At 72.0% G+C, this 25468-nt stretch carries 23 protein-coding genes; 13 read left to right on the top strand and 10 right to left on the bottom strand.

The features are described 5' to 3' along the window. The 4 genes from B1H50_RS01730 to B1H50_RS01715 form a co-directional block, all read right to left on the bottom strand. Nucleotides 1-941: N-acetylmuramoyl-L-alanine amidase family protein (locus B1H50_RS01730; protein WP_198939962.1), on the bottom strand; the 941-nt coding region annotated here is incomplete at its 3' end. 67 nt (nucleotides 942-1008) lie between these two features. After that, a complete protein-coding gene (locus B1H50_RS01725; protein WP_188640692.1) occupies nucleotides 1009-1668 on the bottom strand; it encodes a VTT domain-containing protein in 660 nt (219 codons plus the stop codon). Nucleotides 1669-1847: 179 nt separating this feature from the next. Further along, a complete protein-coding gene (locus tag B1H50_RS01720; RefSeq protein WP_080462087.1) occupies nucleotides 1848-2336 on the bottom strand; it encodes a GtrA family protein in 489 nt (162 codons plus the stop codon). Nucleotides 2337-2397: 61 nt separating this feature from the next. After that, nucleotides 2398-3741: a hypothetical protein gene (locus tag B1H50_RS01715; RefSeq protein ID WP_229657863.1), complete on the bottom strand. Its 1344-nt coding sequence runs from the start codon at nucleotides 3739-3741 to the stop codon at nucleotides 2398-2400. A gap of 57 nt (nucleotides 3742-3798) precedes the next feature. On the opposite strand from B1H50_RS01715, the gene B1H50_RS01710 reads away from it, so the two are divergent. Further along, the gene (locus B1H50_RS01710; protein ID WP_080462048.1) at nucleotides 3799-5028 is read left to right on the top strand and encodes a 5-(carboxyamino)imidazole ribonucleotide synthase; all 1230 of its coding nucleotides are present in this window, start codon (nucleotides 3799-3801) and stop codon (nucleotides 5026-5028) included. Nucleotides 5029-5090: 62 nt separating this feature from the next. After that, entirely contained in the window at nucleotides 5091-5714 is a 624-nt protein-coding gene (purE, locus tag B1H50_RS01705; RefSeq protein WP_080462047.1) for a 5-(carboxyamino)imidazole ribonucleotide mutase, read from the top strand. Here purE and B1H50_RS01700 read toward each other — a convergent pair. Then, entirely contained in the window at nucleotides 5618-6118 is a 501-nt protein-coding gene (locus B1H50_RS01700) for an Abi family protein (RefSeq protein ID WP_229657864.1), read from the bottom strand. The genes purE and B1H50_RS01700 overlap by 97 nt on opposite strands. A 119-nt stretch (nucleotides 6119-6237) precedes the next feature. On the opposite strand from B1H50_RS01700, the gene galE reads away from it, so the two are divergent. Beyond that, complete coding sequence (gene galE / locus B1H50_RS01695; RefSeq protein ID WP_080462046.1) at nucleotides 6238-7227, top strand: UDP-glucose 4-epimerase GalE; 990 nt, start codon at nucleotides 6238-6240, stop codon at nucleotides 7225-7227. A gap of 167 nt (nucleotides 7228-7394) precedes the next feature. On the opposite strand, the gene B1H50_RS01690 is transcribed toward galE, so the two are convergent. Next, a complete protein-coding gene (locus B1H50_RS01690; RefSeq protein ID WP_229657865.1) occupies nucleotides 7395-8810 on the bottom strand; it encodes an LCP family protein in 1416 nt (471 codons plus the stop codon). 96 nt (nucleotides 8811-8906) lie between these two features. After that, nucleotides 8907-10196 (bottom strand): LCP family protein, encoded by a 1290-nt coding sequence (locus B1H50_RS01685; RefSeq protein WP_229657866.1) that lies wholly within the window; start codon nucleotides 10194-10196, stop codon nucleotides 8907-8909. A 129-nt stretch (nucleotides 10197-10325) separates the two neighbouring features. On the opposite strand from B1H50_RS01685, the gene B1H50_RS01680 reads away from it, so the two are divergent. Beyond that, nucleotides 10326-11285, top strand: a complete 960-nt coding sequence (locus B1H50_RS01680) for a glycosyltransferase family 2 protein (RefSeq protein ID WP_080462045.1) — start codon at nucleotides 10326-10328, stop codon at nucleotides 11283-11285. Nucleotides 11286-11364: 79 nt separating this feature from the next. Here the strand turns inward: B1H50_RS01680 and B1H50_RS01675 are convergent, their stop codons facing one another. Both B1H50_RS01675 and B1H50_RS01670 read right to left on the bottom strand, forming a co-directional pair. Then, nucleotides 11365-11733 (bottom strand): DUF2304 domain-containing protein, encoded by a 369-nt coding sequence (locus B1H50_RS01675; protein WP_080462044.1) that lies wholly within the window; start codon nucleotides 11731-11733, stop codon nucleotides 11365-11367. Between the two features lie 48 nt (nucleotides 11734-11781). After that, nucleotides 11782-12489, bottom strand: coding sequence for a glycosyltransferase family 2 protein (locus B1H50_RS01670; RefSeq protein WP_080462043.1), 708 nt, complete (start codon nucleotides 12487-12489; stop codon nucleotides 11782-11784). Between the two features lie 203 nt (nucleotides 12490-12692). On the opposite strand from B1H50_RS01670, the gene B1H50_RS01665 reads away from it, so the two are divergent. The 5 genes from B1H50_RS01665 to B1H50_RS09490 are packed head-to-tail and all read left to right on the top strand — an operon-like array spanning nucleotide 12693 to nucleotide 17791. After that, nucleotides 12693-13304 (top strand): acyltransferase, encoded by a 612-nt coding sequence (locus tag B1H50_RS01665; RefSeq protein WP_080462042.1) that lies wholly within the window; start codon nucleotides 12693-12695, stop codon nucleotides 13302-13304. After that, nucleotides 13304-14425, top strand: coding sequence for a DegT/DnrJ/EryC1/StrS family aminotransferase (locus B1H50_RS01660; protein WP_080462041.1), 1122 nt, complete (start codon nucleotides 13304-13306; stop codon nucleotides 14423-14425). Before B1H50_RS01665 ends, B1H50_RS01660 begins: the two co-directional genes overlap by 1 nt. Before the next feature lies 1 nt (nucleotide 14426). Next, nucleotides 14427-15425: a Gfo/Idh/MocA family protein gene (locus B1H50_RS01655; RefSeq protein ID WP_080462040.1), complete on the top strand. Its 999-nt coding sequence runs from the start codon at nucleotides 14427-14429 to the stop codon at nucleotides 15423-15425. After that, the gene (locus B1H50_RS01650) at nucleotides 15422-16723 is read left to right on the top strand and encodes a glycosyltransferase family 4 protein (protein WP_188640678.1); all 1302 of its coding nucleotides are present in this window, start codon (nucleotides 15422-15424) and stop codon (nucleotides 16721-16723) included. The genes B1H50_RS01655 and B1H50_RS01650 overlap by 4 nt, the downstream gene beginning before the upstream one ends. A 48-nt stretch (nucleotides 16724-16771) precedes the next feature. Beyond that, complete coding sequence (locus tag B1H50_RS09490) at nucleotides 16772-17791, top strand: glycosyltransferase family protein (RefSeq protein WP_095532445.1); 1020 nt, start codon at nucleotides 16772-16774, stop codon at nucleotides 17789-17791. Nucleotides 17792-17872: 81 nt separating this feature from the next. Here B1H50_RS09490 and B1H50_RS01640 read toward each other — a convergent pair whose 3' ends face one another. After that, nucleotides 17873-19486, bottom strand: a complete 1614-nt coding sequence (locus tag B1H50_RS01640; protein WP_080462082.1) for an asparagine synthase C-terminal domain-containing protein — start codon at nucleotides 19484-19486, stop codon at nucleotides 17873-17875. Nucleotides 19487-19589: 103 nt separating this feature from the next. Here B1H50_RS01640 and B1H50_RS01635 point away from each other — a divergent pair, with 103 nt between their 5' ends. The 4 genes from B1H50_RS01635 (at nucleotide 19590) to B1H50_RS01620 (ending at nucleotide 25443) form a co-directional block, all read left to right on the top strand. Then, complete coding sequence (locus B1H50_RS01635) at nucleotides 19590-20894, top strand: lipopolysaccharide biosynthesis protein (RefSeq protein ID WP_229657868.1); 1305 nt, start codon at nucleotides 19590-19592, stop codon at nucleotides 20892-20894. Between the two features lie 93 nt (nucleotides 20895-20987). Beyond that, entirely contained in the window at nucleotides 20988-22268 is a 1281-nt protein-coding gene (locus B1H50_RS01630) for a glycosyltransferase (protein ID WP_080462038.1), read from the top strand. Beyond that, nucleotides 22265-23368 carry a glycosyltransferase family protein gene (locus B1H50_RS01625; protein ID WP_229657869.1) on the top strand — a complete coding sequence of 368 codons (1104 nt, stop codon included), beginning with the start codon at nucleotides 22265-22267 and terminating at the stop codon, nucleotides 23366-23368. Before B1H50_RS01630 ends, B1H50_RS01625 begins: the two co-directional genes overlap by 4 nt. Beyond that, nucleotides 23365-25443 carry a DUF6541 family protein gene (locus tag B1H50_RS01620; protein WP_080462036.1) on the top strand — a complete coding sequence of 693 codons (2079 nt, stop codon included), beginning with the start codon at nucleotides 23365-23367 and terminating at the stop codon, nucleotides 25441-25443. The genes B1H50_RS01625 and B1H50_RS01620 overlap by 4 nt, the downstream gene beginning before the upstream one ends. Nucleotides 25444-25468 lie beyond the last annotated feature (25 nt).

Below are 25468 nucleotides of genomic sequence, written 5' to 3'. Positions count from 1 at the left end.
TAGCCCAGGCCCCAGTTGATCTGGGTGGCGGGGTTGGTCTGCCAGTCCGAGCCGGCCGAGGCCATCTTGCTGCCGGGCAGGGCCTGCGGGATGCCGTAGGCGCCCGAGGTGTGGGAGGCCCGGTAGTTCCAGCCGGACTCGCGATCCCACAGGCTCACCAGGCAGGAGAACTCGCTGCTATCCCAGCCCCAGGCACTCATCTGGCCGCTCGCGTAGGCCTTCGCCTCAGCGGCGGAGGTGCCCGAGGAGCCGGCAGCGCCCGCCACCGGCTCGGTGGCGATCATCCGCCCCGACGACGTGTCAAGGTGATACCAGGTGGAGCCGTCCACGATCCAGCCGGTGAGCATCTGCCCCGAGCCATTGAAGTAGTACCAGGAACCCAGGTGATTCGCCCAGCCGACGGCCATGCGCCCACTGTTTCCCAGGAAGTACCAGGCGCCTCCCTCGAAGAGCCACCCCATCGCGGCCTGGCCATTGCCGGCCAAGTAGTACCAGGAGCCGCCGATGAGATTCCAACCCACCGCCATGGCTCCCTCGTCGCCCAGGAAGTACCAGGCGCCGTCGATCCAGTTCCAGTCGGTGACCATCCGGCCCTCGGCGTCGAAGTAGTACCAGTCTCCGCCGACGACGGCCCATCCGGTCACGAGCGCGCCGTCGTCATCGAGGTAGAACCAGGAGCCTCCTGTGTGCAGCCACCCAGTGATGGCCCGGCCGTCGGCTGGGTTGATGTAGGACCAGGACCCGGCCCGGGACATCACCCAGCCGATGCTCCCGGCGGCGTTATCCCCATTGGCGGACCCGTCGGCGGGGGCGGTATGGGCGGTGGGGGCCACGGCGAGCGCGGCGTCGGGCGGCGAGGCGAGAGCCGCCGGCGCGATCAGCGCAAGTCCCGCGAGAAGAGTCGCGGAGCCGAGCGCGCAGATCGGTCGGTGCGGGTTCATGAGTACCTCGTGAATGGTTGTGACCGGGCAGCGGCGCTGCGGGGCCTGTGCGGTGGAGTGGGCCTGATCAGGGGCGAGCCGATCCGTCCCCGCTCTTCTTGCGGCGTTCGGCCAGCGCATGGACGATCATGGGCACCACGGAGACGAAGACGATGACGAGGATCATCACGTCGATGTTCTTCTGGATCCACTCGATGGAGCCCAGGAAGTAGCCGAGCCACGTGATCCCGAAGGCCCAGAAGGTGGCGCCGATGACGTTGAAGATGACGAAGTGCCGGTAGTGCATCCGCCCGACACCGGCCATCACCGGGGTGAAGGTGCGCACGATCGGCACGAACTGCGCCAGGGTGACGGCCTTGCCCCCATGGCGCTCGAAGAAGTCGCTCGTGCGCTCCACGTACTCCTGCTTGAAGAGGCGGGAGTTCGGGCGGTTGAAGATCTTCGGGCCGGCCTTGCGCCCGATGAGGTAACCGGTCTGATTGCCGATAATGGCCGCCAACCACATCAGCGGGGCGGACACCCAGATATGCACGCCCACATCGCCGGTGGCCACGAAGAGCCCGAGGGTGAACAGGAGGGAGTCGCCGGGCAGGAAGAAGCCCACGAGCAGGCCCGTCTCGGCGAAGATCACGAGCATGACGCCGACGATCGCCCAAGGACCGAACCAGGAGACGATCTGGGTGATCATCTCCCCGGCGTCGAGCCATTTGGGACCGAGGGCGGGCATCGGGGCCGCAGGGACGACGGCGTTGAGCGCGGCGAGAGCCGTGAGGGAAGCAGTCACCCGGCAAGGCTAGGGAGAGGGGCGGAGTGCTGGCCGTGAGCCTTCCCTCATCCCCGATGTGGTATCCGGCACGATCACGCTCGAAGCGTCCTGCGGCATCGTGGACCGCACGGCTCCTCGGGTCACTTCGCCGAGTTGGAGGGGACCGCGCGCTCGGAGGCGCCGTCGTGCGCTCCACTGGTGTTGGTGAAGACGATGTAGTGGTAGAAGAGGAAGCGGAAGGCGGTGCCCAGTCCGAATCCGACGACGTAGGCGGCGATATTGTCCGCGAGCGGCCCGGTCAGTCCCAGGACATGATGAGTGAACAGCAGGCAGAACTGGGTGATGACCAGGCCGCCGATATTCGCCAGGGCGAAGAGGAGCCCCTCGTGCCAGGCGTTCTCCCTCGTGCGGCCCCGGTAGGTCCAGTAGCGGTTCGCCACCCAGGAGAAGATCGTGGCGACCGTTGCGCTCAAGACGTTCGCGGAGTTCGGGTGGCCCGACAGGAAGCCGGTGGGACCGTGCTGGACGAGGTTGAACAGGCCGGAGTCGATGACGTAGGCGAGCGCGCCGACGACCCCGAACTGAAGGAACTCATGAACCCAGGCGCGGATCCGGCTGGAGAGGCTCATCGGCTCGGCCGTGGCGGTCAAGGTCGCGCTGTCGTTCACGGGGGAGATGCTAAGCCACTGATCAGGGCACCCAGGTGATCGCGGATGATAGATCCCACACCCAGCTGATCCAGAAGGCCTGGGCCATCACCCCCGCCACCGCCAGCGCCCACCGGCCCCGGCGCCCCGCGCTCGCGGCGGCTGCCCAGGCCAGCGGGGCCAGGGGGAGCAGGATGCGCAGCAGCGACGTCGTCGGGTCGAAGAACGCCAGGAGGTAGAGCGCGTAGGCAACGCACCAGAACCAGGCGGCGGGACCGAGCGAGCGCGACGCCCGCGAGCCCAGCCCCAGGGCCGCCAGGGCGAGGGCGCAGGCGACCAGCAGCCAGCCCAGGTGCTCCCCGACCCACCACTGCCCGCGATCCAGCCACGGCAGGAAGGGCATCAGCTCGCCCCCGCGCCATGAGGTCTCCGTGGCGGTGTAGGCGTCCATGCGCCCGGTCGCCAGCCACGCCGCCACCGGCCATGCGAGCGCGCTTACGAGCGCCACCGCGGCCAGTGCCCCCAACCCCGCGGGTCCGCGGCCGCCCAGCTGGGCCCAGCTCGGCCCCAGGCCCCGCGCCCAGGCGCGGGCTCGGCCGCCGTCGTGATCATCGCCAGGCCCCTCGTGCCCTCGCGCTGCCGCCAGCTCCCACAACCACCACAGGCCCAGGGCGAGCGCCAGGGGAAGGCCGATCGGCCGGGCCATGGAGCCCACCATGATGAGCAGCGCGGAGACGGCGAAGCGCCGGCGCTCGGCCGCCATGAGCGCGCTCGCGACCAGCAGCAGCCCCAGGGATTCGGCGTAGGGGACCTGGAGGACGGCGGCGCACATGGAGGTCCACGTCAGCGCCACCCCCCACAGCGAGGGGACCCCGCCGACCCGCGGCGCCAGCCAGCGGTCCATGACGACGGCGCCCACCCCCGAGGCGGTGATCGCCACTAGGGCCGCCGCCGGATAGAAGGGCAGGCCCAGCCAGGTCAAGGGGGTGGCCAGCAGGGGGAGCAGCGGCATGAACGCCCAGGAGTTCTGGGCGACGGCGCCACCACCGCCCTCCGGCAGGATCGCCGGGTAGCCCTCGCGGAAGATGCGCTCGTACCAGCCCGCGTCCCAGAAGGACATGTGCTCGCTCCATGATGGGGCGGGCCCCGCCCACGGCGTCGCCGGCGTGTCCTGCGCCCCGAGCCTGAGCATGAGGAGGGTGAGGAGGCTCGCCGCGCCCCAGACCGCCAGGACCTGAAGAGCGCGGGGCGGGCGCGGGGCCCGGGCGTCGCCGGGGGCGTGAGCGGGCGGGCCGGCGGGGCCAGCCAAGGGCACGGGCCCTCCCTGGTCGGAGCCGGCCTGCTCGGACCGGGGGATCGGCCTCCCCGGCGATTGGATATCAGACACGGGGCCAGGGTACGGGCGGATCGAGCGGGACTCGACACCCTGCCGTAGCCTGTGCCCGTGAGCGCACCCACCGTCGCCGTCATCGGGGGCGGGCAACTGGCCCGCATGATGCAGGAGGAGGCCAGCGCCCTCGGCATCCATCTACGGGCCCTGGTCGAGGCCCCGGACGGATCGACGGCGCTGGTCACTGTCGATTCGCCTGTTGGCGCCGCCGACGACGCCGGGGCCGTGGCCGCGCTCGCGGCGGGCGCCGGGGCCCTTACCTTCGAGCACGAGCACCAGGATGACGCGCTCCTGCGCGCGCTGGCCGCCGAGGGCGTCAGGGTGCGGCCCTCGCCCGATGCCCTGCTGCTCGCCCGCGACAAGATCGCCATGCGCCGCGCCATGGACACCGCCGGCCTGCCCCAGCCCGCCTGGACCGCGGCCAGTGGGAACGCCGCCTCCATCCGCGCGACCATCCGAGGCTTCGCCGCCGAGCACGGCTGGCCCGTCATCCTCAAGACGCCTCGGGGCGGCTACGACGGGCATGGCGTCCTCCTCGTGCGCCAGGAGCGCGATCTCGAGGCCGGCCGCGCCGGCCAGTGGATCGACGCCGTCGCCGCCGGTGGCGCGACCGGCGGTGGTGGCAGCCTCGGCGGCGGGGCCGTGACCAGCCTCCTCGTCGAACAGGCCATCCCCTTCACACGCGAGCTCGCCGCCCTCCAGGCTCGCTCTCCCAGTGGGCAGGTCGCCTCATGGCCCATCGTGGAGACGATCCAGGCCGACGGCATGTGCTCCGAGGCGCTGGCGCCCGCCCCCGGGCTGGACCCGGCCGCCGCCGACGAGGCCGTGCGCATCGGGCGCGAGATCGCCGAGCGCTTCGACGTCACCGGGGTGCTCGCCGTCGAGCTCTTCGCCGTCGAGGCCTTCGGGGAGCCGACCCGCCTGTTTGTCAACGAACTCGCCATGCGTCCCCACAACTCGGGGCACTGGACGCAGGAAGGCGCTGTGACCAGCCAATTCGCCCAGCACCTGCGGGCCGTCCTCGACCTGCCGCTGGGCTCGACCGAGCCGACCGCGGGCGCCTGCGTCATGGTCAACCTCATCGGGGGGCGGCACGAGCCGGGCGAGGACGCGCTGGCCCGGGCGATGGCCGCCGATCCCGAGGCCCGCATCCACCTCTACGGCAAGTCCTGGCGCACTGGTCGCAAGCTCGGGCATGTCAACCTCACCGGGCCGGCCGATGACGTGGAGGGACTGCGCGAGCGGGCCCGCACCGTCGTCGCCATCCTGCGCGGGGACGCCTGAACCGCGCCTCCACTGCTGCCCTCGATCCGGTCCGTCTCATTCCTCCCAGCGAAAGGCCCACCATGGTTGCCACGCCCGACATCACCTCCCAGCCGCTCGTCGGCCTCGTCATGGGCTCCGACTCCGACTGGCCCACCATGAGCGCGGCCGCCGACGCCCTCGATGAGTTCGCCATCCCCTACGAGGCCGATGTCGTCTCCGCCCACCGCATGCCCACCGAGATGATCGATTACGGGCAGGGCGCCGCCGCGCGGGGCCTGCGCGTCATCATCGCGGGTGCCGGCGGCGCCGCCCACCTGCCCGGCATGCTCGCCGCCGTCACGGAGCTGCCCGTCATCGGGGTGCCGGTGCCGCTCAAGCATCTCGACGGCATGGACTCGCTGCTGTCCATCGTCCAGATGCCCGCGGGCGTGCCCGTCGCCACGGTGTCCATCGGCGGGGCTCGCAACGCCGGGCTGCTCGCGGCGCGGATCCTCGGTGCGGGGCAGGGCGAGGAGGCTGGGCGCATCCGTGCCGCCATGCGTGCCTTCCAGGCCGAGCTCGGCCGAGTCGCCCACGCCAAGGGCGCGGCCCTGCGTGAGCGCCGCGCTCAGGAATGTGCGTCGACGATGACGTCCGCCCAGAACGGGTCCTTGTCCCAGCCCTCCGTCATCCCCAGTGCCGTCAGAGGGACGAAGGCGGAGTGATGGAGCAGGGCATGCAGCCGCTTTGCCCACGTTGAGTGCGGGCTGATGGTGTACAGGATCGTCTGGAGTGACACGAGAACGGGATACAGACGTTTGCGCTCGAGTGTGTTCGCGTGCTCGGGTGCCTGTCTCTGGGTGCGCTGCTTGTGCCGGCGCGTCTCCCGCGAGATGGTGGAGAGGCTGTCACTGAAGCGGATCTCGCCGTCGAAGTTTCGCGGATCGAGGTACCAGAAGGCGCCTCCCGGTGCCTTGAGGGACATGGTGTTCGAGATCGAGGCTCGCACCGCGACCTCGACACGTTGCAGGGCGTCCATGACGAACAGTCGCAAGGACCGGTCCCGGTCGAGCAACTGGTTCTCGTTGAGCGGGGGCTTCTCGTAGGCCTGTGACGGTCGCTCGGTCACGGCACCACCATAAGAGAAGACCCCCGATTTGGGCGTAGCATGCGCCAGAGGCCTGGGGGGTATGGTGTAGGGACACCATACACGCGGCTGGCGGCTGCTGACACGTCTAGACTGGGCGCATGAGCATTCTTGTCGCAGGTGGCGCCGGCTATATCGGCGCCCACGTTGTCCGTCTGCTGATCGAGCGCGGGGACGAGGTGATCGTCGTCGATGACCTGTCCTATGGATCCCCCAGCCGGGTTGAGGGCGCGGCCCTCGTCGAGCTCGACGTCGCCGCTGGTGACGCTCCTGAGCGGCTCACCGATGTCATGAGGGAGCGCGGCGTCACCGCCGTCATCCACTTCGCCGCCCGCAAGCAGGTCGGCGAGTCCGTCGCCCGTCCCGCCTGGTACTACCAGCAGAACGTCGGCGGCCTGGCCAACATGATGCTCGCCATGGAGGCCACGGGCGTCGACCAGATGATCTTCTCCTCCTCCGCCGCCGTCTACGGCATGCCGCCCATCGAGGTGGTCCCCGAGGACATCGACTGCCACCCCATCAACCCCTACGGGGAGACCAAGCTCATCGGCGAGTGGATGATGGCCGATGCCGAGACCGCCTGGGGTCTGCGCTGGGCCGGGCTGCGCTACTTCAACGTCGCCGGCGCCGGCTGGGACGATCTGGGCGACATGGCCACCCTCAACCTCATCCCCATGGTCATGGACCGCCTCGCCAAGGGCGAGACCCCCAAGATCTTCGGCACCGACTACCCCACCCCGGATGGAACCTGCATCCGCGACTACATCCACGTGCGCGACCTCGCCACCGCCCACATCGCCGCTCTCGACTACCTCGCCAGCGGCAAGGAGATGTCCGAGCACATCTTCAACGTCGGCACCGGCGTGGGGGCGTCCGTGCGCGACGTCGTCGCCAAGGTCATCGCGGCCACCGGCCTGGACCTCGTGCCCGAGGAGCTCGACCGCCGCGCGGGCGACCCCCCGCAGCTCATTGGTGACGCCTCGCGCATCACCCGGGTCCTGGGCTGGCGGGCCGAGTACGACCTCGACGACATCGTCGCCTCGGCCTTCAGCGCCTGGCAAGCAGATCCGAACCGGCCGCACTTCGCCTGACCGGCCGCGCGCGGGGCGCTGCGGAGCGCGCCGGTTGACGACGACGGGGGCGCGGGTGCTCAGGTGAACCCACCCGAGCGCCCGCGGCCCCTGCGCTCGGAACCGGTTTCGATCGTGATATCGACCGGTCTCGATGCTGTTTTCGACCGGTTTCGGTGGGGAGGGGGTTAGGAGGTGGGGATCTCGACCTTGTTGAAGTCGGAGGACGTCAGCCGGCCCTCGCGCAGCTTGGAGAAGAAGTCCGGTGCGGTCCTGTCCTCGAGCAGCACGGCCGCCCCGATCCCGCCGGGCTCGTAGTCGAGGGAATCGATCGGCGGGGCGCCGGTGAGGCCCTCGGATGAGGCTGCGCGGAAGCCGAGCACCATCTGCCCGATATCCGTCGGGCCGGTGCCGTCGTCGGCGGTGAGCACCTTCGTGCCCGCGTCGACCAGCTTGTCCTGGCGCGGCCAGCTGATGAGCGTCTTGGCGGACACGGCCCTGTCGACGACGGCGCTGATCACCGCGCGCTGGCGCAGGCCCCGGCCGATGTCCCCCGTGGGATCCGACTTGCGCATGCGCGAATAGGCCAGGGCCTTCTCGCCGTCGACGTGCTGGCAGGTGCCCTTCGAGGTGTCCCACACCAGCCCGGAGTCGGGGTCGTCCACGTCGTAGTCGAGGCAGACGTCGATGCCGTCGACGGCGTCGACCGTCTCCTTGACGCCGGCCATCCCGACCTCCATGTAGTGGTCGATCGTCAGGCCGCTGAGATTTTCCACGGTGAGGACCAGGAGCTCGGGACCGCCGTAGGAGTAGGCGGCGTTGATCTTGTCCCCGCCATAGCCGGGGATCTCCACATACGTGTCGCGCGGCAGGGTGGTCAGCGAGGACTGGCCGTTGTTCTTGTGCAGCAGCATGATCGAGTCCGCGCGGGAACCCTCCGTGCCATCCTCCGCAATACCGCCATCACCGCGGGCGTCCGAGCCCACGATGAGCCAGGTCTGCCCGGCGGTGTCTTTCGCGCCGGACAGGGCGTTCACCCGGCCGAGCTTGTCATCGACCTCGTGGGCCAGCCAGGCCACTCGGCCTACGATGACCCCGAGCACGAGGACGACCGCCAGAGTGGCCCAGCCGAGGACCCGGCGCCGGCGCCGGGCGGCGCGGCGTCCCGGCCCGAGTGGCTCGGGGCCCGAGGGGGATCCGGGCCGCATCGGGCCGCTCGGGCCCGCGGGGACCGCGCCCGGCGCGGGCCGGTCCTGCCAGCCTCCCGCGGAGGGGCCGTAGGACGCGGGGAGGGCATCCGGGTAGCCGGGCGCTCCAGCGCCATGGTCCTCATAGTCCTGCCCGGCGGGCGGGTAGCCCGAGGGGAGGGTCTGCGTGATGTCGGGGGTGGGGGGCTGCGGCGCGGTCCCGAGCGCGCGAGCCGATGATCCGGGCCTGACATGGCTGCCGCCCGCGCCGCGGGAGGACGGCGCGGGCCGCCGGCGGGGGATCGCCGTCGGCGTTGGGGGCTGCGGGCCCGCCTGCGCCTGGTTCCCGCCGAGCACGCTGCGGCGCGCCGGAGCCTCCGGTGTGGGCCGGGGGTCCGGCTGCTGGCCCTGCCTCACCGCGCGTGGCGGCCTCGGGGGCCTGGGGGCCCGTCCTCCAGAGCCCGGGGCGACGCTGGGAGGAAGACCGTCATTCGACGTCATAGGGCGTGCGCCTCACTTGCACTGGGCGGCGGGGTCGGTGGAGGGAGCCGCGGGCGCCGGCGCCTGGGGGGCAGGGGCCCCACTGGGCTTATCGGCGACGATGGGGGCATCGGTCTGCTCGGCCGCATCGGTCGAGGAGGAGCCCGCAGCGGCGTCGGAGGAATTGGGCGCCGGGGACGCGGTGGAGCCATCCGCCTTGCCGCTCACCGAACCGGTGGGCACGGGGGTGTCCTCCCTGAGGGCCTTCCAGATCGGCTTGGCGTCATCGGTGGCCACCACGCGGTTGGCGTCCCATCTGGCGGGCTCGTTGGGCACGGTGAGGAAGGTGATGCGGTCCATGCCGATGGACTGGATCGAGCTGGCCAGGCCCTGGAGGTTGGTGAGATTGCCGATCTTCTCGGAGGTGGTCAGCGACCCCAGCGCCGTGCGGGCGAAGGAGTAGAGCTGATTGGCGTCCGAGAGGATGTTCTTGCTCTGGGCGGTGCGGATCATGGCGGCCATGAGGTTCTGCTGGTGCGCGATGCGGCCGATGTCCGAGCCGTTGCCGTAGCCGTGGCGGGCGCGCGCGTACTTCAGGCCGTCGGTGCCGTTGAGGTGCTGGCAGCCCACGGGCAGGTAGAGCTGGGTGTAGTCCGGGTCGTCGATCTCCTCGGAGACGTAGAGGTTGACGCCGCCCAGGGCATCGATCATCGTCTTCAGGCCATGGAAGTCGACGATCATGAACTCGTCGATGTTGACGCCGGTCGTCTTCTCGACGGTGTTGATCGCGCAGGCGGCGCCGATGCCCAGGGCCTTCGAGTCGGTGCCGGTGCCGGCGCCGGTGGCGAAGGCGCTGTTGAACATCGTCTCCGGCTGGGGGGCCGACTCGGTGCCGTTGTAGGTCTTGCACGAGGGGATGTCCACGAGGAGGTCACGGGGGATGGAGACTACCTCCACCCGGGAGCGGTCTGCCGACACGTGCATGATCATCGCCGTGTCCGAGCGGGCGACGGAGGTGTCCTCGCTGCCGTCGGAGCCGTCGACGTTGTTCGCCCCGCTGCGGGTGTCCGTGCCCAGGACGAGGATGTTGAGGGCGTGGCCGTCGTAGGAGTCGCCGATGGCGTCCGTGCGGGTGGCGGAGCCGTCCAGATAGTCGGAGATGTCGAAGCGCTTGACCTGGCTCTGCAGGTCCGTGTAGACGAATCCGGCCGCGGAGGTGACGAACAGGACGAGTGACAGGAACACCAAGCCGACCCGGCGGGCGGTTCGCCTCTCCAGGTCCTTGATCGAATGCCGTGCGTGTGGCTTCTCGGTGTTGGGCACGCGTCGAGTCTAGAGAATCAGTGAGGCGAGACCCAGCATCGTGACGGCGTCGATACATGATCTTCCTCAGATCTGGATGACTGGCGTCACAGCGCCTCGGCAAGACCCCGTCTCGTCTAGGCTCTTCCCGTGACCGATCTCGTCCCCACGCCCTCCGATCGGCCGGATCCGGCCGATCAGCACCGCCGGTCCGGTGTGTCGCCCGGTGCCGCGCCCGATCCGGGGGCCGACCGGCGGGGTGCCCGCGGCGGGCGCGTGCGCGTGGTGACCGTCGCCTACAACCCCGGGGACGAGCTCGAGCGCTTCCTCTCCTCCCTCAAGGCCGCCACCTCCCGCGAGGTCACCGTCGTCATCGCCGACAACGGCGAGGAGCACGGCGTCGTCGAGGCCCTCGCCGCCGCGCACGGCGCCCGCGTCGTCGGCGACGGCGTCAACCGCGGCTACGGCGGGGGCGCGAACCTCGCCGCCCAGGGGCTGGATGAGGACTGGATCGTTGTGGCCAACCCCGACCTCGTGTGGCGCCCCGGCAGCCTCGATGTCCTCATCGACGCCGCGATCGCCCACCCCGAGGCGGGCGCGCTCGGCCCCAGGCTCCTCAATGCCGACGGGACCGTCTACCCCTCCGGGCGCGCCCTGCCCTCGCTGGCGGCGGGCACCGGGCACGCCCTGCTGGGGAGGGTCTGGCCCTCCAACCCCTTCTCCGCCCGCTACCACGGCGGCAATGAGGATGTCACCCACGCCGTGGGCTGGCTCTCGGGCGCCTGCCTCCTGCTGCCCGCCGACGTGTGGCGCGAGCTCGGGGGCTTCGACGACGGCTACTTCATGTTCTTCGAGGACGTCGATCTCGGGGCGAGGATCGGGGCCTCCGGGCGCGTCAACCTCCAGGTGCCCGAGGCGGTTGTCATCCACGAGCAGGGTGTGAGCTGGAAGGCGCGCCCCGAGCGGATGATCCGCGCCCACCACGCCTCGGCGCGCCGCTACATGCGGGCCTCCCACCCCGCGCCCTGGCGGGCGCCGCTGCGCTGGGCGCTGTCCGCCGGCCTGCGCGCGCGAGAGGAGATCGCCGTGCGCGCCGCCCGGCGCGGCTGAGCCCGGGACTGCTCCCGGGTCTCCCGGGCGCCTCGCCCGGGCCCGCGCCCGACCGTCCGTGGACGGTCGGCGCCCGCCCTCAGGGGCGCTCCCGGCGGGCCTCGGCAGGGGGTTCCGGCGCGGCGTCGATCGCGACCCGGCGCGCCAGCCGGGTGATCTGCCGCTCCAGGGAGGCCTTGCGGCGGAAGGAGGAGTGGACGTTGAGGAGGAAGGCGACGACGAGGGCGTAGAGGAGGAGGTCGGCGCCGCGGCCCACCCCGACGGCGTTGGCCGCCTGGGTGGTCAGTCGGGGCAGGCTGATCGCGATCACCGCGAAGAGCACGAAGGTCAGTGTCAGGAGGCGCCGACTGGCCTCGTGCCGCGCGCCGGTCGGGCTGCGCAGCATGGTCCAGCCGATCGCGACGACGGCGATGACGAGGATGGCCTGGATGATGATCTGGTGACTCAACTGACTGCTCCTATGGACTGGCGGCGGGTGCGGTGCGCCGATGCTCGCTCAGCTGAAGAGCAGGTCGACGAGGATGTTGATGGAGTTCCACAGGGACTGGCCCTTGGCCTTGGAGTAGTCGGTGTAGGTGATCGTCACCGGGTGCTCGCGCCAGGGCAGGCCGGTGCCGGCGAGTTGGCGGATGATCTCCGAGGCGTGGGCCATGCGGTCCTGCTGCAGGTTGATCTTCTCGGCGGCGTCGCGCCGCAGCACCCGCAGCCCGTTGTGCGCGTCCGTCATCCGCATCCCCGAGGACCGGGAGGAGGCCTTCGCCGCCAGCCCGAGGATGAGGCGCTTGGCCGGTCCCACGGGGGAGGGGCCCTCGAGGAAGCGGGAGCCGAGGACGAAGCCGAGCCCCTCCTCGCGCGCGGCGGACACCATGGCCCTCGCGTCATCGGGGGAGTGCTGGCCGTCGGCGTCGAAGGTGACGACGTAGTCCGCGTTCGTCCTCTCCAGGACGTACTCGATGCCGGTCTGGAGCGCGGCGCCCTGGCCGCGGTTGATCGGGTGGCGCACGACGATCGCCCCGGCGCGCTCGGCCCGCCGCGCGGAGTCGTCCCCCGATCCGTCGTCGACGGCGACGACGTGCGGGAAGACGGCGCGAGCCGCCTCGATGACGCTGCCAATGACCTGGGCCTCATTGTACAGCGGGATGACGAGCCAGGCATCGGTCACCGGGGAGGAGTCCTGCCTGGAGGATGCGGGGGTGCTCACCACGGCATTGTCGCACGTGCGGGCCGATCGGCCCCGGGGCGGGCCTCCTGCGCGCGGATCATCGCAGGATGCGGGGTCGGGGGCGGTAGTATGGCTCAATGGTCGCGGCGCGACCTGGTCCGGCGCCGCGATCCCCCGTGGCCCCTGATCCCCCGCACGAACGACGGAGCCTGGCCGGGATCCCCGCCGGGCAGCAAGGAGCCGCAATGGCAGTCCGGATCGCCGAGTCAGCCGACGTCTCGGACGAGGCCGTGATCGGCGAGGGGAGCAGTGTCTGGCACCTCGCCCAGATCCGGGAGCGCGCCGTCCTCGGCGCCGGCTGCGTCATCGGGCGCGGCGCCTACATCGGCGAGGGCGTGCGCATGGGGGCCAATTGCAAGGTCCAGAACTACGCGCTCGTCTATGAGCCCGCCAGCCTCGCCGACGGCGTCTTCATCGGACCCGCCGTCACCCTGACCAATGACCACTTCCCCCGCGCCGTCAATCCCGATGGCAGTCTCAAGTCCGCCTCCGACTGGGATCCCGTCGGGGTGACCATCGAGGAGGGCGCCTCCATCGGCGCGCGCGCCGTCTGCGTGGCGCCGGTGACGATCGGCGCGTGGGCCACGGTCGCGGCGGGCGCCGTCGTCACCAAGGACGTCTCCCCGCACGCGCTCGTCGCGGGGGTGCCCGCGCGCCGCATCGGCTGGGTCGGGCGCGCCGGTGAGCCCCTTGAGCCCATCGCGCCGACCGGGCCCGGCGCGCCACGGTGGCGCTGCCCCGCCACCGGCACCGTCTACGAAGAGTCCGACACCACGATCCGAGAGGTCTGCCACTGATGGAACGCAGCTTCATCCCCGCCGCCAAGCCGATCATCGGGCCCGAGGAGCGGGAGGCGGCCGGCGCTGTCATCGACTCCGGGATGGTCGTCCAGGGCCCGCAGGTGGCCGCCTTCGAGGAGGAGTTCTCCTCCACGATGGTCGCCGGAGCCCACTGCGTGGCCGTCAACTCCGGCACCTCCGCCCAGCACGTGGCCACGCTCGCGGCCGGCCTGCCCGAGGGCGCCGAGGTCATCGTCCCCTCCTTCACCTTCGCCGCCACCGCGAACTCCGTGGCCGCTGCCGGTGCCACCCCCGTGTTCGCGGACATCGACCCGGTCACCTTCACCCTGGACCCCGCCGGCGTCGAGGCCGCCATCACCGAGCGCACCGCGGCCATCGAGGTCGTCCACCTCTACGGCCTGCCCGCCGACATGCCCGCCATCCTGGGAATCGCCGAGCGACACGGCCTGGCCGTCTACGAGGACTGCGCCCAGGCGCACGGGGCCGCCATCGACGGCGCGCCCGTGGGCGCCTTCGGCGCCTGGGGCTCCTTCTCCTTCTACCCCACGAAGAACATGACCACACTGGAGGGGGGCCTCATCTCCACCCGCGACGCCGACCTGGCGCGCGCCTGCCGCCTCATCCGCAACCAGGGCATGGAGAAGCAGTACGCCAACGAGGTCATCGGCCTCAACAACCGCATGACCGATGTCAGCGCCGCCGTCGGGCGCGTCCAGCTGCGCAAGGTGGGCGGCTGGACCGAGCGGCGCCGCGCCAACGCCGCCACGCTCGACGCCGGGCTGGCCGGCGTGAGCGGCGTCGTCACCCCGCATGTGCCCGACGGCTACCGCCACGTCTACCACCAGTACACGATCCGCTTCGAGGGCATCGAGGGTGCCGCGCGCGACGAGATCGCCCGCGTCCTGCGCGAGGAGTGGCGGATCGGGACCGGCGTCTACTACCCGATCCCCAACCACCGACTGCCCTCCCTGGAGCGCTTCGCCCCCGGCCTGGAGCTGCCCGGCACGGAGAGGGCCGCCCGCGAGTGCCTCTCCCTGCCCGTCCACCCATCGCTCGCCCCCGAGGACCTCGACCGGATCATCGAGGCCATCGGCGCCGTGGCGAAGGCGGGTGCCTGAGATGGGCGCGCTGCGCATCGGCCTCATCGGCCTGGGCTCCATGGGCCGCCACCACGCCCGCGTCATCCGCGCCACGCCCGGCATGGAGCTCGTGGCCGTGGCCGACCCGGGCGGCGACCGCTTCGGCGTGGCCGACGGCCTGCCGGTCCTGCCCGATGTCCGCGCCCTCATCGACGCAGGCCTCGATGCCGCCATGGTCGCCGTGCCCACCGTCCACCACGAGGAGGTGGCTCTCGCCCTGGCCGAGGCCGGCGTGGCCGCGATGGTGGAGAAGCCCATCGCCCATAGCGTCGAGGCGGGTCGCCGGGTCGCCGAGGCCTTCTCCTCGCGCGGGCTCGTGGGCGCCGTCGGCTATGTGGAGCGCTGCAACCCGGCGCTGCGGGCACTGCGCGCCCGTCTCGATGCCGGGGACCTGGGGGAGGTCTACCAGGTCCTCACCCGCCGCCAGGGGCCCTTCCCCGCGCGCATCAGCGACGTCGGCGTCGTCAAGGACCTGGCCACTCACGACATCGACCTGACCGCCTGGGTGGCCGACTCCCGCTACACCTCCATCAGCGCCCACGTGGCCCACCGCTCCGGGCGGGACAACGAGGACATGGTCGTGGGAGTCGGGCGGCTCGCCAATGGCGTCATCGTCAGTCACGTCGTCAACTGGCTCACCCCCTTCAAGGAGAGGGTCACGATCGTCACCGGGGAGAAGGGCGCCTACGTGGCCGACACCCTCACCGGGGATCTCACCTTCTATGCCAACGGCACCGTGACCTCCGCCTGGGACCAGGTGGCCGCCTTCCGCGGGGTCAGCGAGGGGGATGTCGTTCGCTACGCCATCGAGAAGCGCGAGCCCCTGGCCCTGGAGCAGGAGCGCTTCCGCGACGCCGTGGTGGCCGGCGCGGGCGCCCCCGGTAACGAGATCGTGACCATGGACGAGGGAGTGGCCACCCTCGAGGTCGTCGAGGCCGTGCTCGCCTCCGCCGCCGAGAACCGGACGGTCGACTTGTGACCGCGAGGCGGCTGCGCGAGGGCCTCGCGCTCGGCCTCGCCGGCGCCCTCGCCCTGGCGGTCTGGGACCGCTCCCGTCCCGCCCGGGGCGTTATCATCGCGACTCGCCTGTACGCCCCCGAGGCTGCTGCCGCCGCCCAGCGCCTGCGCGGCCTGGCCCTGGCCCTGGCCGAGCGCGGTGAGCGCGTCACGGTGCTCACCTCCACCCCGCCGGGAATGACACCCCCGGGGGATCCCGGCATCGAGGTGAGATCCGTCCCCGCGCTCCGGGACGAGTCCGGATACGTGCGCGGCTACGCCCATTACATGAGCGTGGACGCGCCCATGGCCGCTCGGCTCCTGGCCCAGCGCCGTCCCCGGGTCGTCATCGCGGAGCCGCCACCGACCACGGGCGCGGTCGTCAGAGCCATCTGCGCCCTGCGCGGCGTCCCCTACGCCTACTACGCGGCGGACGTGTGGTCCGACGCCTCGGAGTCCATCGGCGCGCCCGCCTGGGTGGTCGAGGCCCTGCGCCTCGTCGAGCGCCTCGCCCTGGCCGGCGCGCGGAGCGTCATCGCGGTGAGCGACGGCGTGGCGGAGCGCGTGCGCGAGCTGGGGGCGCGGCGCGTGGCCCTCGTTCTCAATGGCATTGACACCGAGGTCTTCACCGCCGAGGGGCCTCGTCATCCGGATGCGCCCACGGCCCCGTACTTCGTCTACGCGGGAACCGCCTCGGAGTGGCAGGGCGCCGGAGTGTTCATCGACGCCCTGCGCCTGGTCCATCGCACCCACCCCGAGGCGCGACTGGTCTTCCTCGGCCAGGGGAGCGACTGGGAGAGTCTCATCGCCCGAGCCCAGGGCGACGAGCGGATCGCGTTCAGCGGGCTCGTGCCCCCCGATCAGGCCGCTGCCTGGCTGCGGGGCGCCGCGGCGGCGGTCGTGTCCATCCGGCCCGGCCTGGGCTACGACTTCGCCTACCCCACGAAGATCCTCGCGGCCCTGGCCTGCGGGGCCCCCGTCGTCTACGCGGGTCCCGGCCCGGCGCGCGAGGACCTCGGCGCCCATGGCCTCGGCCACGCCTGCGACCACGAGGTCGGCGCCGTCGCCGAGGCGATGCGCCGGGCCCTCGCGGATGCCGAGGCCCCCGGGCGGGAGAGCGAGGCCGCCAGGCGCCGGGCATGGGTGGTCGGCAACCGCTCGATGCGCGCGGCGATGGGCCGTGCCGCGGATGAGATCCTTGAGATCTCCCCTCACGCCCTGCGCAACCGGTGGAGGCAAAGCCGCATCGACCCAAGCCAGGCCCCGAACACCCCCAGGTGACCGGCCACCCACCCGGGTAGTCTCAGGCGCCATGGGATACTTCCCACCGTGAAGGTTCTCCACGTCAACGAGGTCGCCCGCATCGGCTCCGCGCTCGTGCGCCAGGCCCGGAGCGAGGGCCTGGACTGGGAACTGTACGACACCGCCCGGGCGGATCCCGCCTGGCACCCGGCCACCCGCGCCGCCCGCCGCGCCCTGCGGGGCGGGCTCTGGGCCGCCGGCCTGGCCCGCCGGGCCCGGCGCGCCGACCTGCTCGACGTCCATGGCGGCACCGTGCCCGCGCACACCCGCTGGACCCGACGCCCCTACGTCCTGCACCTGCACGGCACGGATATCCGCGTCCGGCGCTACGAGCAGGCCTCTGCCGCACTGGTCGAGCGCTCCGTGAGGGAGGCCCTCGACGTCTACTACACCACCCCTGATCTGGCCGAGCACACCCTCGACCTGAGCCCCGGCGCCACCCTCCAACCGGTTGTCGTCGACCCCGCCGAGCTGCCCAGCGCCCCCTCCGACGCCGGCCCCGACGGATCGCGTCCCTTCACCGTGGTCTTCCCCTCCCGATGGGACGCCGCCAAGGGAGGGGAAGCGCAGGAGAGAGCCGTCGCCGCCCTGCGCCGGGCCTACGGGGATCGGATAGCCCTGGAGGGCCTGGACTGGGGGCGCAGCGCCCACCGGATCTCCCGGGAGCACGGCGTCACCCTGCGCCCGCCGATGCCCCATGCGGACTACATCCGCTGGTTGGCGGGGGCCTCGGCCGCCGTCGGGCAGATGACGGGCTGCATGGGTGTCTCAGAGATCGAGGCCATCGGGGCCGGTGTCACCACCATCATGGCCCTCGACGAGCGTTGGTACGACGGCTCCCACGAGACCACCCGGGACGTGCCGGTCCTCGGCGGCCCCGTGGCGCGGGCCGACTTCGTGGACGCGATCGTCGACGGCGTCGGCCGGGCCCTGGACGGCGAGAGGATCATCGGCGGGCGCGTCTGGGTCGACGCCAACCACTCGCCCCGGCGCGCCGTGGCCCGCCTCGCCGAGCGCCTCGGCCGCCTCGGGGTCGACTCCGCCTGAGCCCGCCGCGTCGGCCGGGCCCTGTGGACCCACCGGGCGGGCGGGAGCCCGGCGGAGGGCACCGGGGGAGCGTCCTTGGGATCAATCCGCGGGAACGAGGCCCGGGCCCCAGCGCCCGTCGAGGAACAGGCGGGTCCACAGCCCGAGGGTGGAGGCTCCCAGGACCATGCGCGACACCTGCTCAAGGCGGGGGATCGGCTCGCTGAACGCCTCGAAGGCCATGGGATGGTCGAGCATGGTCCGCACCGAGCGGTAGCGCGAGAGCGCCCGATCCCCCCGGGTGGCCCGCAGGCCCGCCAGGATCGCGCGCTTGGGGAGCGCCGGCAGTCGTGCGGGCGCAGGGGCGAAGAGGGCGGTCTCCCGCCCCGTGGCCTCGGCGTAGACCCTCGTCGTGAACCCGGCGTACCACTGGCGGGTGGCGGTGAGCCCCTCCGAACCGCGCAGCCAGACATCCCAGAGCTCGCGGTCGAGCATGGGCAGCGCCCAGTCGTAGCCGAATGCCTCGTAGCCCTTCATCGAGTTGTTGATGTACTTGGCCTGCCGCTCGCGCAGGTTGAACCACTCGATGAGCCGCTGGGCGTCCCGGGGAGCGAGTTCGGCGCCCACCCCCAGCTCGCGGGCGGCGCCGAGCACGGCGGCGCGCAATTCCTCCAGGCGGCGGTGGACGCGCGGGCGGCCCTGGAGGATGGCGTGGTGCGAGGCGATCACCGAGAGCACCCGCGCCCGCGTGGGGGAGGCGCTGAGCAGGCTCTCGTCATGCATGTTCCCGACGATGGTGTGACCCGGGAGGAAGACGGCGTCGCCGTCCACGAGCCCCTCGCGGCGCATCCGCTCCAGCGCGTACCAGTCCTGGGGATGGGGCAGGGACGTCGCCCCCCAGGTGCTCGCCCGGAACCGCGCCCCGTCCCGGCCCGCCCACGCGCCGGCGATCTCGGCGGGGTCGAGCCCAACGCTGAACCAGGGCAGCCCCAGGGCCCCGGCGACCTGCCGGGATATGGCCGTCTCCCGGGCATCCGCCTTGCCGTAGGTGAAGGTGGCGATCCTGCCGGCCCCCAGGCGCGTGAGCCAGGCCGCCAGCAGGCGCGAGTCCAGCCCCCCGGACAGCGGCACTACGAGCTGGCGCTCCCCGACGGCGTCGAGGAGCCTCGACACGGCGGCGTCCATGGCCCCGGTGAAGGCCTCGGCGTACTCCTCGCCGTCCGAGATCGGCGACGGGGCGAAGCGGTACTCCTCCCACGTGCGGGACTTCCAGGCGCCATCGGCGCGCAGGAGGGTGGTGGAGGCCGCCGGCGTGGCATGGACGCCGCTGATGAGGGTGCTCGTCCCAGGGGTGAATCCCAGGTGGAGGAAGGCCTCTGCGGCGCCCCGATCGCGGTGCCAGGTCCCCGCGGGCAGGCGCTCGTGCAGGAAGCGCGGGTCATCGCTGACGATCCAGCGCCCATCCAGGCGGGTGAAGAGCAGGTGGTGGGAACGGGGGCGATCCGTGGTCAGGCGCAGGTCCTCGCCGTCGCGCTCGATGAGGGTCCACTGCCCGGCGCGGGAGGCCGGGGCGGTGGCGGGCAGGTCCGACGGGATCGGCCCCTGCCCCCGAAGCGGGCGCCACAGGTGGGTGCCGCCCTGGGATGCCCAGCCGGGGGACGCGAGGAGGATCTCGGGCGCCGTGCTGCCTGCGCCGGTGCTGTCAGTGCCGCTCACGCGCACATTATCCGCGCGCCCCGGCGGGGCCGCCATCAGGCCGTTCCAATCGGCGATTCATCGCAAGACGCGCCGTGATTCAATACTCATCATGAGAGCGGCGGTGGCGAGGCGATGGGAGGCCCTGGTCGCGCGCAGCCCGGTCCTCGGCGCGATCCTCACCCTCATGACGGGCACCGCCGCCGCCCAGGGCATCACCCTCATCCTCCAGATATTCATCGCGCGCGTCTACTCCGACGTCGACAAGGGCCTGCTGGGCATGTACGGGTCGGTCACGGGTTTCGTCATCACCTTCGCCGCGCTGCGATTCGACCTCGCCATCGTCCTGCCCGCCTCCGAGCGCGCCGCACGGGTCCTCACCGGGCTCGCCACCCGGTGCATCGTCCTGACCTCCCTGCTGACCTCCTTGACCTGCATCGCCCTGGCGAGAGTCCTGCGCGATCATTACCACCACTCCGGGCCCCTCATGTGGTGGCTCATGGGATCGGGCGTCACCGTGTTCCTCGTCGCCCAGGTCACCAACCTCCAGTACTGGCTCACCCGCCAGGGGCGGTTCGGCGCCATCGCCCGCAACCGAGTGCTCCAGTCCACGGCCGTGGCCGGGTTGCAACTCGTGTTCGGCCTCGCCCTGCACGGAGGCATCTCCGCCCTCCTGCTGGGCACGATCGTCGGCCAACTCCTCACCTATGTCGGCCTGCGGCGGCGCGCGCCCGAGTTGCGCGAGCCCATCGGCGCGGGCGCGCCGAGCCTGGGCGAGATGGCCTCGCGCTACCGGCGCATGCCGCTGCTCAATGGTCCCAACGCCGTGGTGGACTCCCTGCGCAACAACGGCATCAACCTGCTCATCGGAGCGGTCTCCGTGGCGGCATTGGGCCAGTTCCAGCTCGCCTGGAACATCCTCCAGGTCCCCGTGGCGCTGATCGCGGGTTCGGTTTCCCAGGTTTTCCTCAAGAAGCTCTCCGATGTCGAGCCCGGCGAGATGTCTCCGCTCATCCGCTACGTGCTGTTAAGAGCGCTGCTGGCGGCGGCCGTCCCCTTCGCCTTCCTGTACATCCTCGCGCCCTGGCTCTTCCCGCTGGTCTTCGGCCCCACCTGGGTGGACGCAGGCCATTGCGCGCGGGCGCTGACGCCGTGGCTCCTCATGACCGTTCTGACCTCGCCGGTCTCCAACATCTTCGTCGTCACGCAGACCCAGTCCCGGCTGCTCGCCTTCGCCATCGTCTACTGCGTTGCGCCCCTGGCCTGGCTATGGCTGAGCCCGTGGCCGTTCATGACGACATTGACCATCCTCGGGGCGCTCATGGCCCTCCTCCTGGTGGGCATGATCACCATGGCGCTGGCCGTCGCGCGCCGCTTCGACCGCGGCCTGACTCCCGTGGCCATCGAGCGAGGATCCACCCCCGAATAGCGGTCCCGCCGGTATCGGCGAACATTGAGAGCCGTCGCATGCGAGAATGCACCGACGGCCCTGCCGTCCTGTTCCCTCCCAAGGAGTCGCGTTGTGAGCCAATCCCAGGTTCCTCTCGTCGTCCTCACCGATCAGTACCCATTCGATACCGGTGAGGAATTCTTCGAGCAGGAGATCCGCTATCTCGCCGGGCAATTCGAGCGGATATGGATCGTCCCCATGCGCGCCACGATCGGCGCGGTCAAAACCCGCCGCCTGCCCCCGGGCGCGACCGCCATCCTCCTTCCCCTGCCATCCTCGGGCGCCTGGAAGCGCCGCGCCCCCCGCCACGCCGCCCGCCTGGCCCTCGGCCCGGGCAGGGTGGAATGGGGCGGCTCCCGGCGCAGCGCCACCCGCGCCATCCGCGAGCTCCACTTCGCCGTCGACGTCCTGGACCGCTTCGACGCCCTGGTGCGCACGCGCGCCTACCGCGAGGAGCTGGCCGGCCGCCCATTCATCGCCTACGGCTACTGGCTCCACCACGCCGGAGGCGTCGCGCAGATGCTGCGGGCCCGCCACGACGCCCCGGTCGCAGCGGTCAGCCGCGCCCACGCCTACGACGTCGACGAGGCCGACGCCCCCCAGCGGCACGTGCCCGGGCGACGTCGGCTCGTGGGCGGGCTCGATGAGATCTACCCGATCTCGCGCTACGCCGAGTCCTTCCTCGCGCCCTACGCGCGAGGGGACGCCGCCCGCATCGAGATCCACCACCTCGGGGTGCCGCCCATCGAGGGCAATGGCGGGCGGCAGGACCCGCTCCACATCGTCAGCCTGTCCCATCTGGCCCCCTACAAGCGCGTCGACCGCCTCGCCGACGCCGTCGGCGCCATCGCCCGCTCCGGTCGCCCCGTGCGCTGGACGCACCTGGGGGAGAGCGATGCTGCCCGCCGCGACGCCCTGCGGGCATACGCCGCCGAGCGCGCCCCCGGGGCCCGCATCGACCTGCCCGGCTACGTCCCCAACGAACGGGCCCGCGAGATGCTCGCCGGTGAGGGCTACACGGTTCTCGTCAACACATCCAGCGGGGAGGGGGTGCCGGTCTCGATCATGGAGGCGATGGCCGCCGGGCTGCCCGTCGTGGCCACGGATGTGGGCGGCACGGCGGAGATCGTGCGCGACGGCGTCAATGGGCGCCTCGTGAGCGCCGGCGCCACGGGGGAGGAGATCGCCTCGGCGATCCTCGGCGTCGCCGATGCCGACGCCGCTGAGTACACCGCTCTGGTCGCCGGTGCCCGGCGGACGTGGCAGGAGGGCTTCAACGCGCCCGTCCAGTACGCCAGCATGGCTGAGCGCCTGCGCTCCCTGGCGGACGGGCTCCAGGGAGGCGGGGCATGAGCGAGCGCCCGCGGATGATCTTCCACGCCCCCTACCCGATGGAGCCCAACCCGATCGCCGCCTCCCGGCTGCGCCCGCTGCGGATGCGCCGGGCCTTCGAGGAGATCGGCTACGAGGTCATCGACGTCTCCGGGACGGTGACCCAGCGCCGTGCCGCGCTGCGCTCCCTGCGGCGCTCCCTGGCCGGGGGTGAGCGCCCCGACTTCCTCTACAGCGAGAACTCCACTCAGCCGAATCTGCTGGCCACGAGCATCCGCACGGGTGTGGCGCCCCTGCTCGACTACTCGATCATGCGGCTCGCCCGTCGGCACCGCATCCCCGTGGGCGTCTTCTACAGGGACGCCTACTGGCGAGTGCCGGCCCTGAGGGGGCGCGGGGCCTACCGGCGCTGCTCCGACGCCCTCCAGCGCGTCGACCTGGCCGGCTACAGGCGCAACGGGGTCCACTTCTTCCTCCCCTCCGAGCCCATGTCCGCCCTGGTGGGCCTCGGCGCCAACGACTCCTTCTCCGCCCTGCCCCCGGCCGGGGACCCCGGACGCCTCCTACCCCTGCCGCCGGTCGGTGAGGAGCTGCGGCTCATCTACGTCGGCGGGCTCGGGGGGCACTACGACCTCGACTCCTTCCTCACCGCCCTGAGCGCGACGCCGTCGGTCCGACTCGACCTCGTCACCCGGCCCCAGCAGTGGGAGCGGGCCCTGGCGGGCGACGCGCGCCTGCGCTCCCCGGCCATCACCGCCCATCACCTCTCGGCGGGTGAGCTCGCGCCGCTCTACGCCTCCGCCCGCGCCGCCGTCCTGCTCGTCACCCCCGCCGAGTACTGGGATATCGCGGTGCCGGTCAAGCTCTTCGAGTACCTCTCCTACGGGCGCCCGGTCATGGTCACCCGGGGCACCGAGGCCGGGCGCATCATCGGGGCCAACGGCGCCGGATGGGTGGTCGACGACGACCCGCGCGCCATCGGGGACCTCCTCGCCCGCCTGCGCGACCATCCCGAGGAGATCGCCGAGCGGGCCGAGGCCGCCAGGCGCGCGGCCTCCCAGAACACCTGGGCCGAGCGCGCCCGCGCCGTCGCCGAGGCCCTCACCGGGGAGAGCCGATGAGCGCGATCCTCGCATGGCTGCCGTACACCGGGAGGGCGGCGCTGCTGCTCCTCATCCTCTTCGCCCCGGGCATGGCGATCCTGCGCGGCGCCGGCTACCGGCGCCTGTTCGCTCTGGGCGCCGCGCCGCCGCTCAGCCTCAGCGTCGTGACGCTCACCGGCATCGTCTGCAGGCACTTCTCCATCCGCTACCACGGCTGGGCCCTGGGGATCGGCGCGCTCGCCATCGTGGGCCTGGTCGTGCTGCTGACCCGCAAGGCCCTGGGCCCGCTGCCCTCCCGATCGCCCTATGGGCTGGCCCCGCCCCGCCTGTCGTCCGGCCGCGCGGTCCTGGCGGCCGCCCTGGGCGCGGCCCTCATCATCGCCGCGCCCATCGCCCTGCAGTGGGACCCCGCCCTGCCCGTTCAGCAGATCGACTCCGTCTTCCACTACAACCTGGCCTGGACCATCGAGCAGACGGGCAACGCCTCGCTCCTGGCCGGCGCCTCCTGGTCCTTCAGCCTGCGGGCGATCCCCGCCTACTACCCGCTCGTCTGGCACGCCGTCGTCGCCGGGGTCGGGCGCGGGGACATCGTGGGCACCACCAACACGCTCGTCGTCCTCGTGCCCCTCGTCTGGACGCTGGGCATCGCCGTCCTGGCCCGCGAGGCCTTCCCCGCCTCGCGGTGGGCACCGGTGATGGCGCCGCTGGTGGCGACCCTTCTTCCCGCTTACCCCGTCTACATGATCGCGTTCCGGCAGCTGTGGCCCAACGCCCTGGGCTACGCCGTGCTCCCGGCGATCCTCGCGATGCTGCTCCGGGTGGTCCGGCTCCTCGAGCACCAGGAGGAGGTGGGACGGCGCCGCGTGGTCATCACTCTGGCGATCTTCGCCGTCGCGCTCCTGGGCGCCATCGCCGCCTACCCCTCGACGCTGTTCGCCTTCTGCCTGACCGGCCTGCCCCTGCTGGGCCGCGTCCTCATCGCTCTCGGCCGGGGGATCCGACGCCGGATCGGCCCGCGCGCGATGAGGTACCTGGTGGGAGGCGCCATCATCGGGGCCCTGGCCGCGGCGGCGGCGCTCGTCCTCGATCCGGCGGTGCTTGGGCGCCTGGGCCGCTCCTCCTACGCGGGCTTCTCCGGGCTCCTGCTCAGGATCGCCGCGATGATCACCCTGTGGCCCATGGGTGGTGGGAGGACCCCCTTCCTCCTCACCCTCGCCATCCAGTCGCTCCTCATCCTCCTCGGGCTCGTCGTGACAGCGCGCCGACGGGACTGGCGATGGATCGTCCTGGCCTGGGCGGCCCCGATGCTCGTCCTGGCGGCCGCCTACTTCCCCCTGCGGCCCCTCACCGCCCTCACCGGTCTGTGGTACAACGACCCGTACAGGATCATCCCCCTCGTGATCCCCGCGATCGCGCTGCTCGGCGCGGCGGCCCTCGACGCGCTGATGGACAGGCTCGCCGCCGCTCGCCATCGCGTCAGCGGAAGGCGGATGGCGAGTGCTGTCATCTGCGCGCTCGTCATCGGTGGACTCGGCGCCATGCCCGCGCGCCTGCTCGCCAGCCGCTCGGCGTACAGCGCCGCCGCGCCGACCCTCGTCGAGGTCCTGAGCGCCGACGAGGCGGAGATGATCCGCTCCCTGCCCGGGAGCCTCGATCCTGATCTCATGGTGCTCGGCGATCCGGCGGCGGGCGCCGCGTATGTCCAGGCCCTGGGCGGGCAGCGCTCCGTATTCCCCCATATGACCTTCCGGGGCCTGGACACCGATGCGCTCTACCTCGCGAAGCACTTCGCGCGGATCCGCACGGACCCCCGCGTCTGCGAGATCGTGCGCCACTATGGGATCGGCTACTACTACGCCGACGCCCCCGGCCGTGTCCTCGGCATCGACCCGGTCGAGCGGGCCCCCGGCCTCTACGGCGTCGATGTTTCCCAGGGCTTCGAGGAGGTCGCCAGCGGCGGCGGGGCGACCATCTACCGGATCACCGCATGCGGTCCGGTGAGCACGGACCGCTACCCGTGGACCCTGGACTCGGCCGAGGAGCCACTCCTGGACGTCAATCCTCCCCCCACATTCGAGGCCGAGGAGCCCTGAGTCGGGACCCGGGGGACGGCGCCCG

The organism is Actinomyces gaoshouyii (assembly GCF_002072175.1).
In the GTDB taxonomy this organism is placed as follows: domain Bacteria; phylum Actinomycetota; class Actinomycetes; order Actinomycetales; family Actinomycetaceae; genus Actinomyces; species Actinomyces gaoshouyii.
This window is presented reverse-complemented; position numbering and strand designations above follow the sequence as displayed.

Coding starts and splice junctions, on each gene's coding strand:
- B1H50_RS01725 (WP_188640692.1), bottom strand. CDS start 1,668: ATGCCCGCCCTCGGTCCCAAATGGCTCGACGCCGGGGAGATGATCACC.
- B1H50_RS01720 (WP_080462087.1), bottom strand. CDS start 2,336: ATGAGCCTCTCCAGCCGGATCCGCGCCTGGGTTCATGAGTTCCTTCAG.
- purE (WP_080462047.1), top strand. CDS start 5,091: ATGGTTGCCACGCCCGACATCACCTCCCAGCCGCTCGTCGGCCTCGTC.
- galE (WP_080462046.1), top strand. CDS start 6,238: ATGAGCATTCTTGTCGCAGGTGGCGCCGGCTATATCGGCGCCCACGTT.
- B1H50_RS01665 (WP_080462042.1), top strand. CDS start 12,693: ATGGCAGTCCGGATCGCCGAGTCAGCCGACGTCTCGGACGAGGCCGTG.
- B1H50_RS01660 (WP_080462041.1), top strand. CDS start 13,304: ATGGAACGCAGCTTCATCCCCGCCGCCAAGCCGATCATCGGGCCCGAG.
- B1H50_RS01655 (WP_080462040.1), top strand. CDS start 14,427: ATGGGCGCGCTGCGCATCGGCCTCATCGGCCTGGGCTCCATGGGCCGC.
- B1H50_RS01625 (WP_229657869.1), top strand. CDS start 22,265: ATGAGCGAGCGCCCGCGGATGATCTTCCACGCCCCCTACCCGATGGAG.
- B1H50_RS01620 (WP_080462036.1), top strand. CDS start 23,365: ATGAGCGCGATCCTCGCATGGCTGCCGTACACCGGGAGGGCGGCGCTG.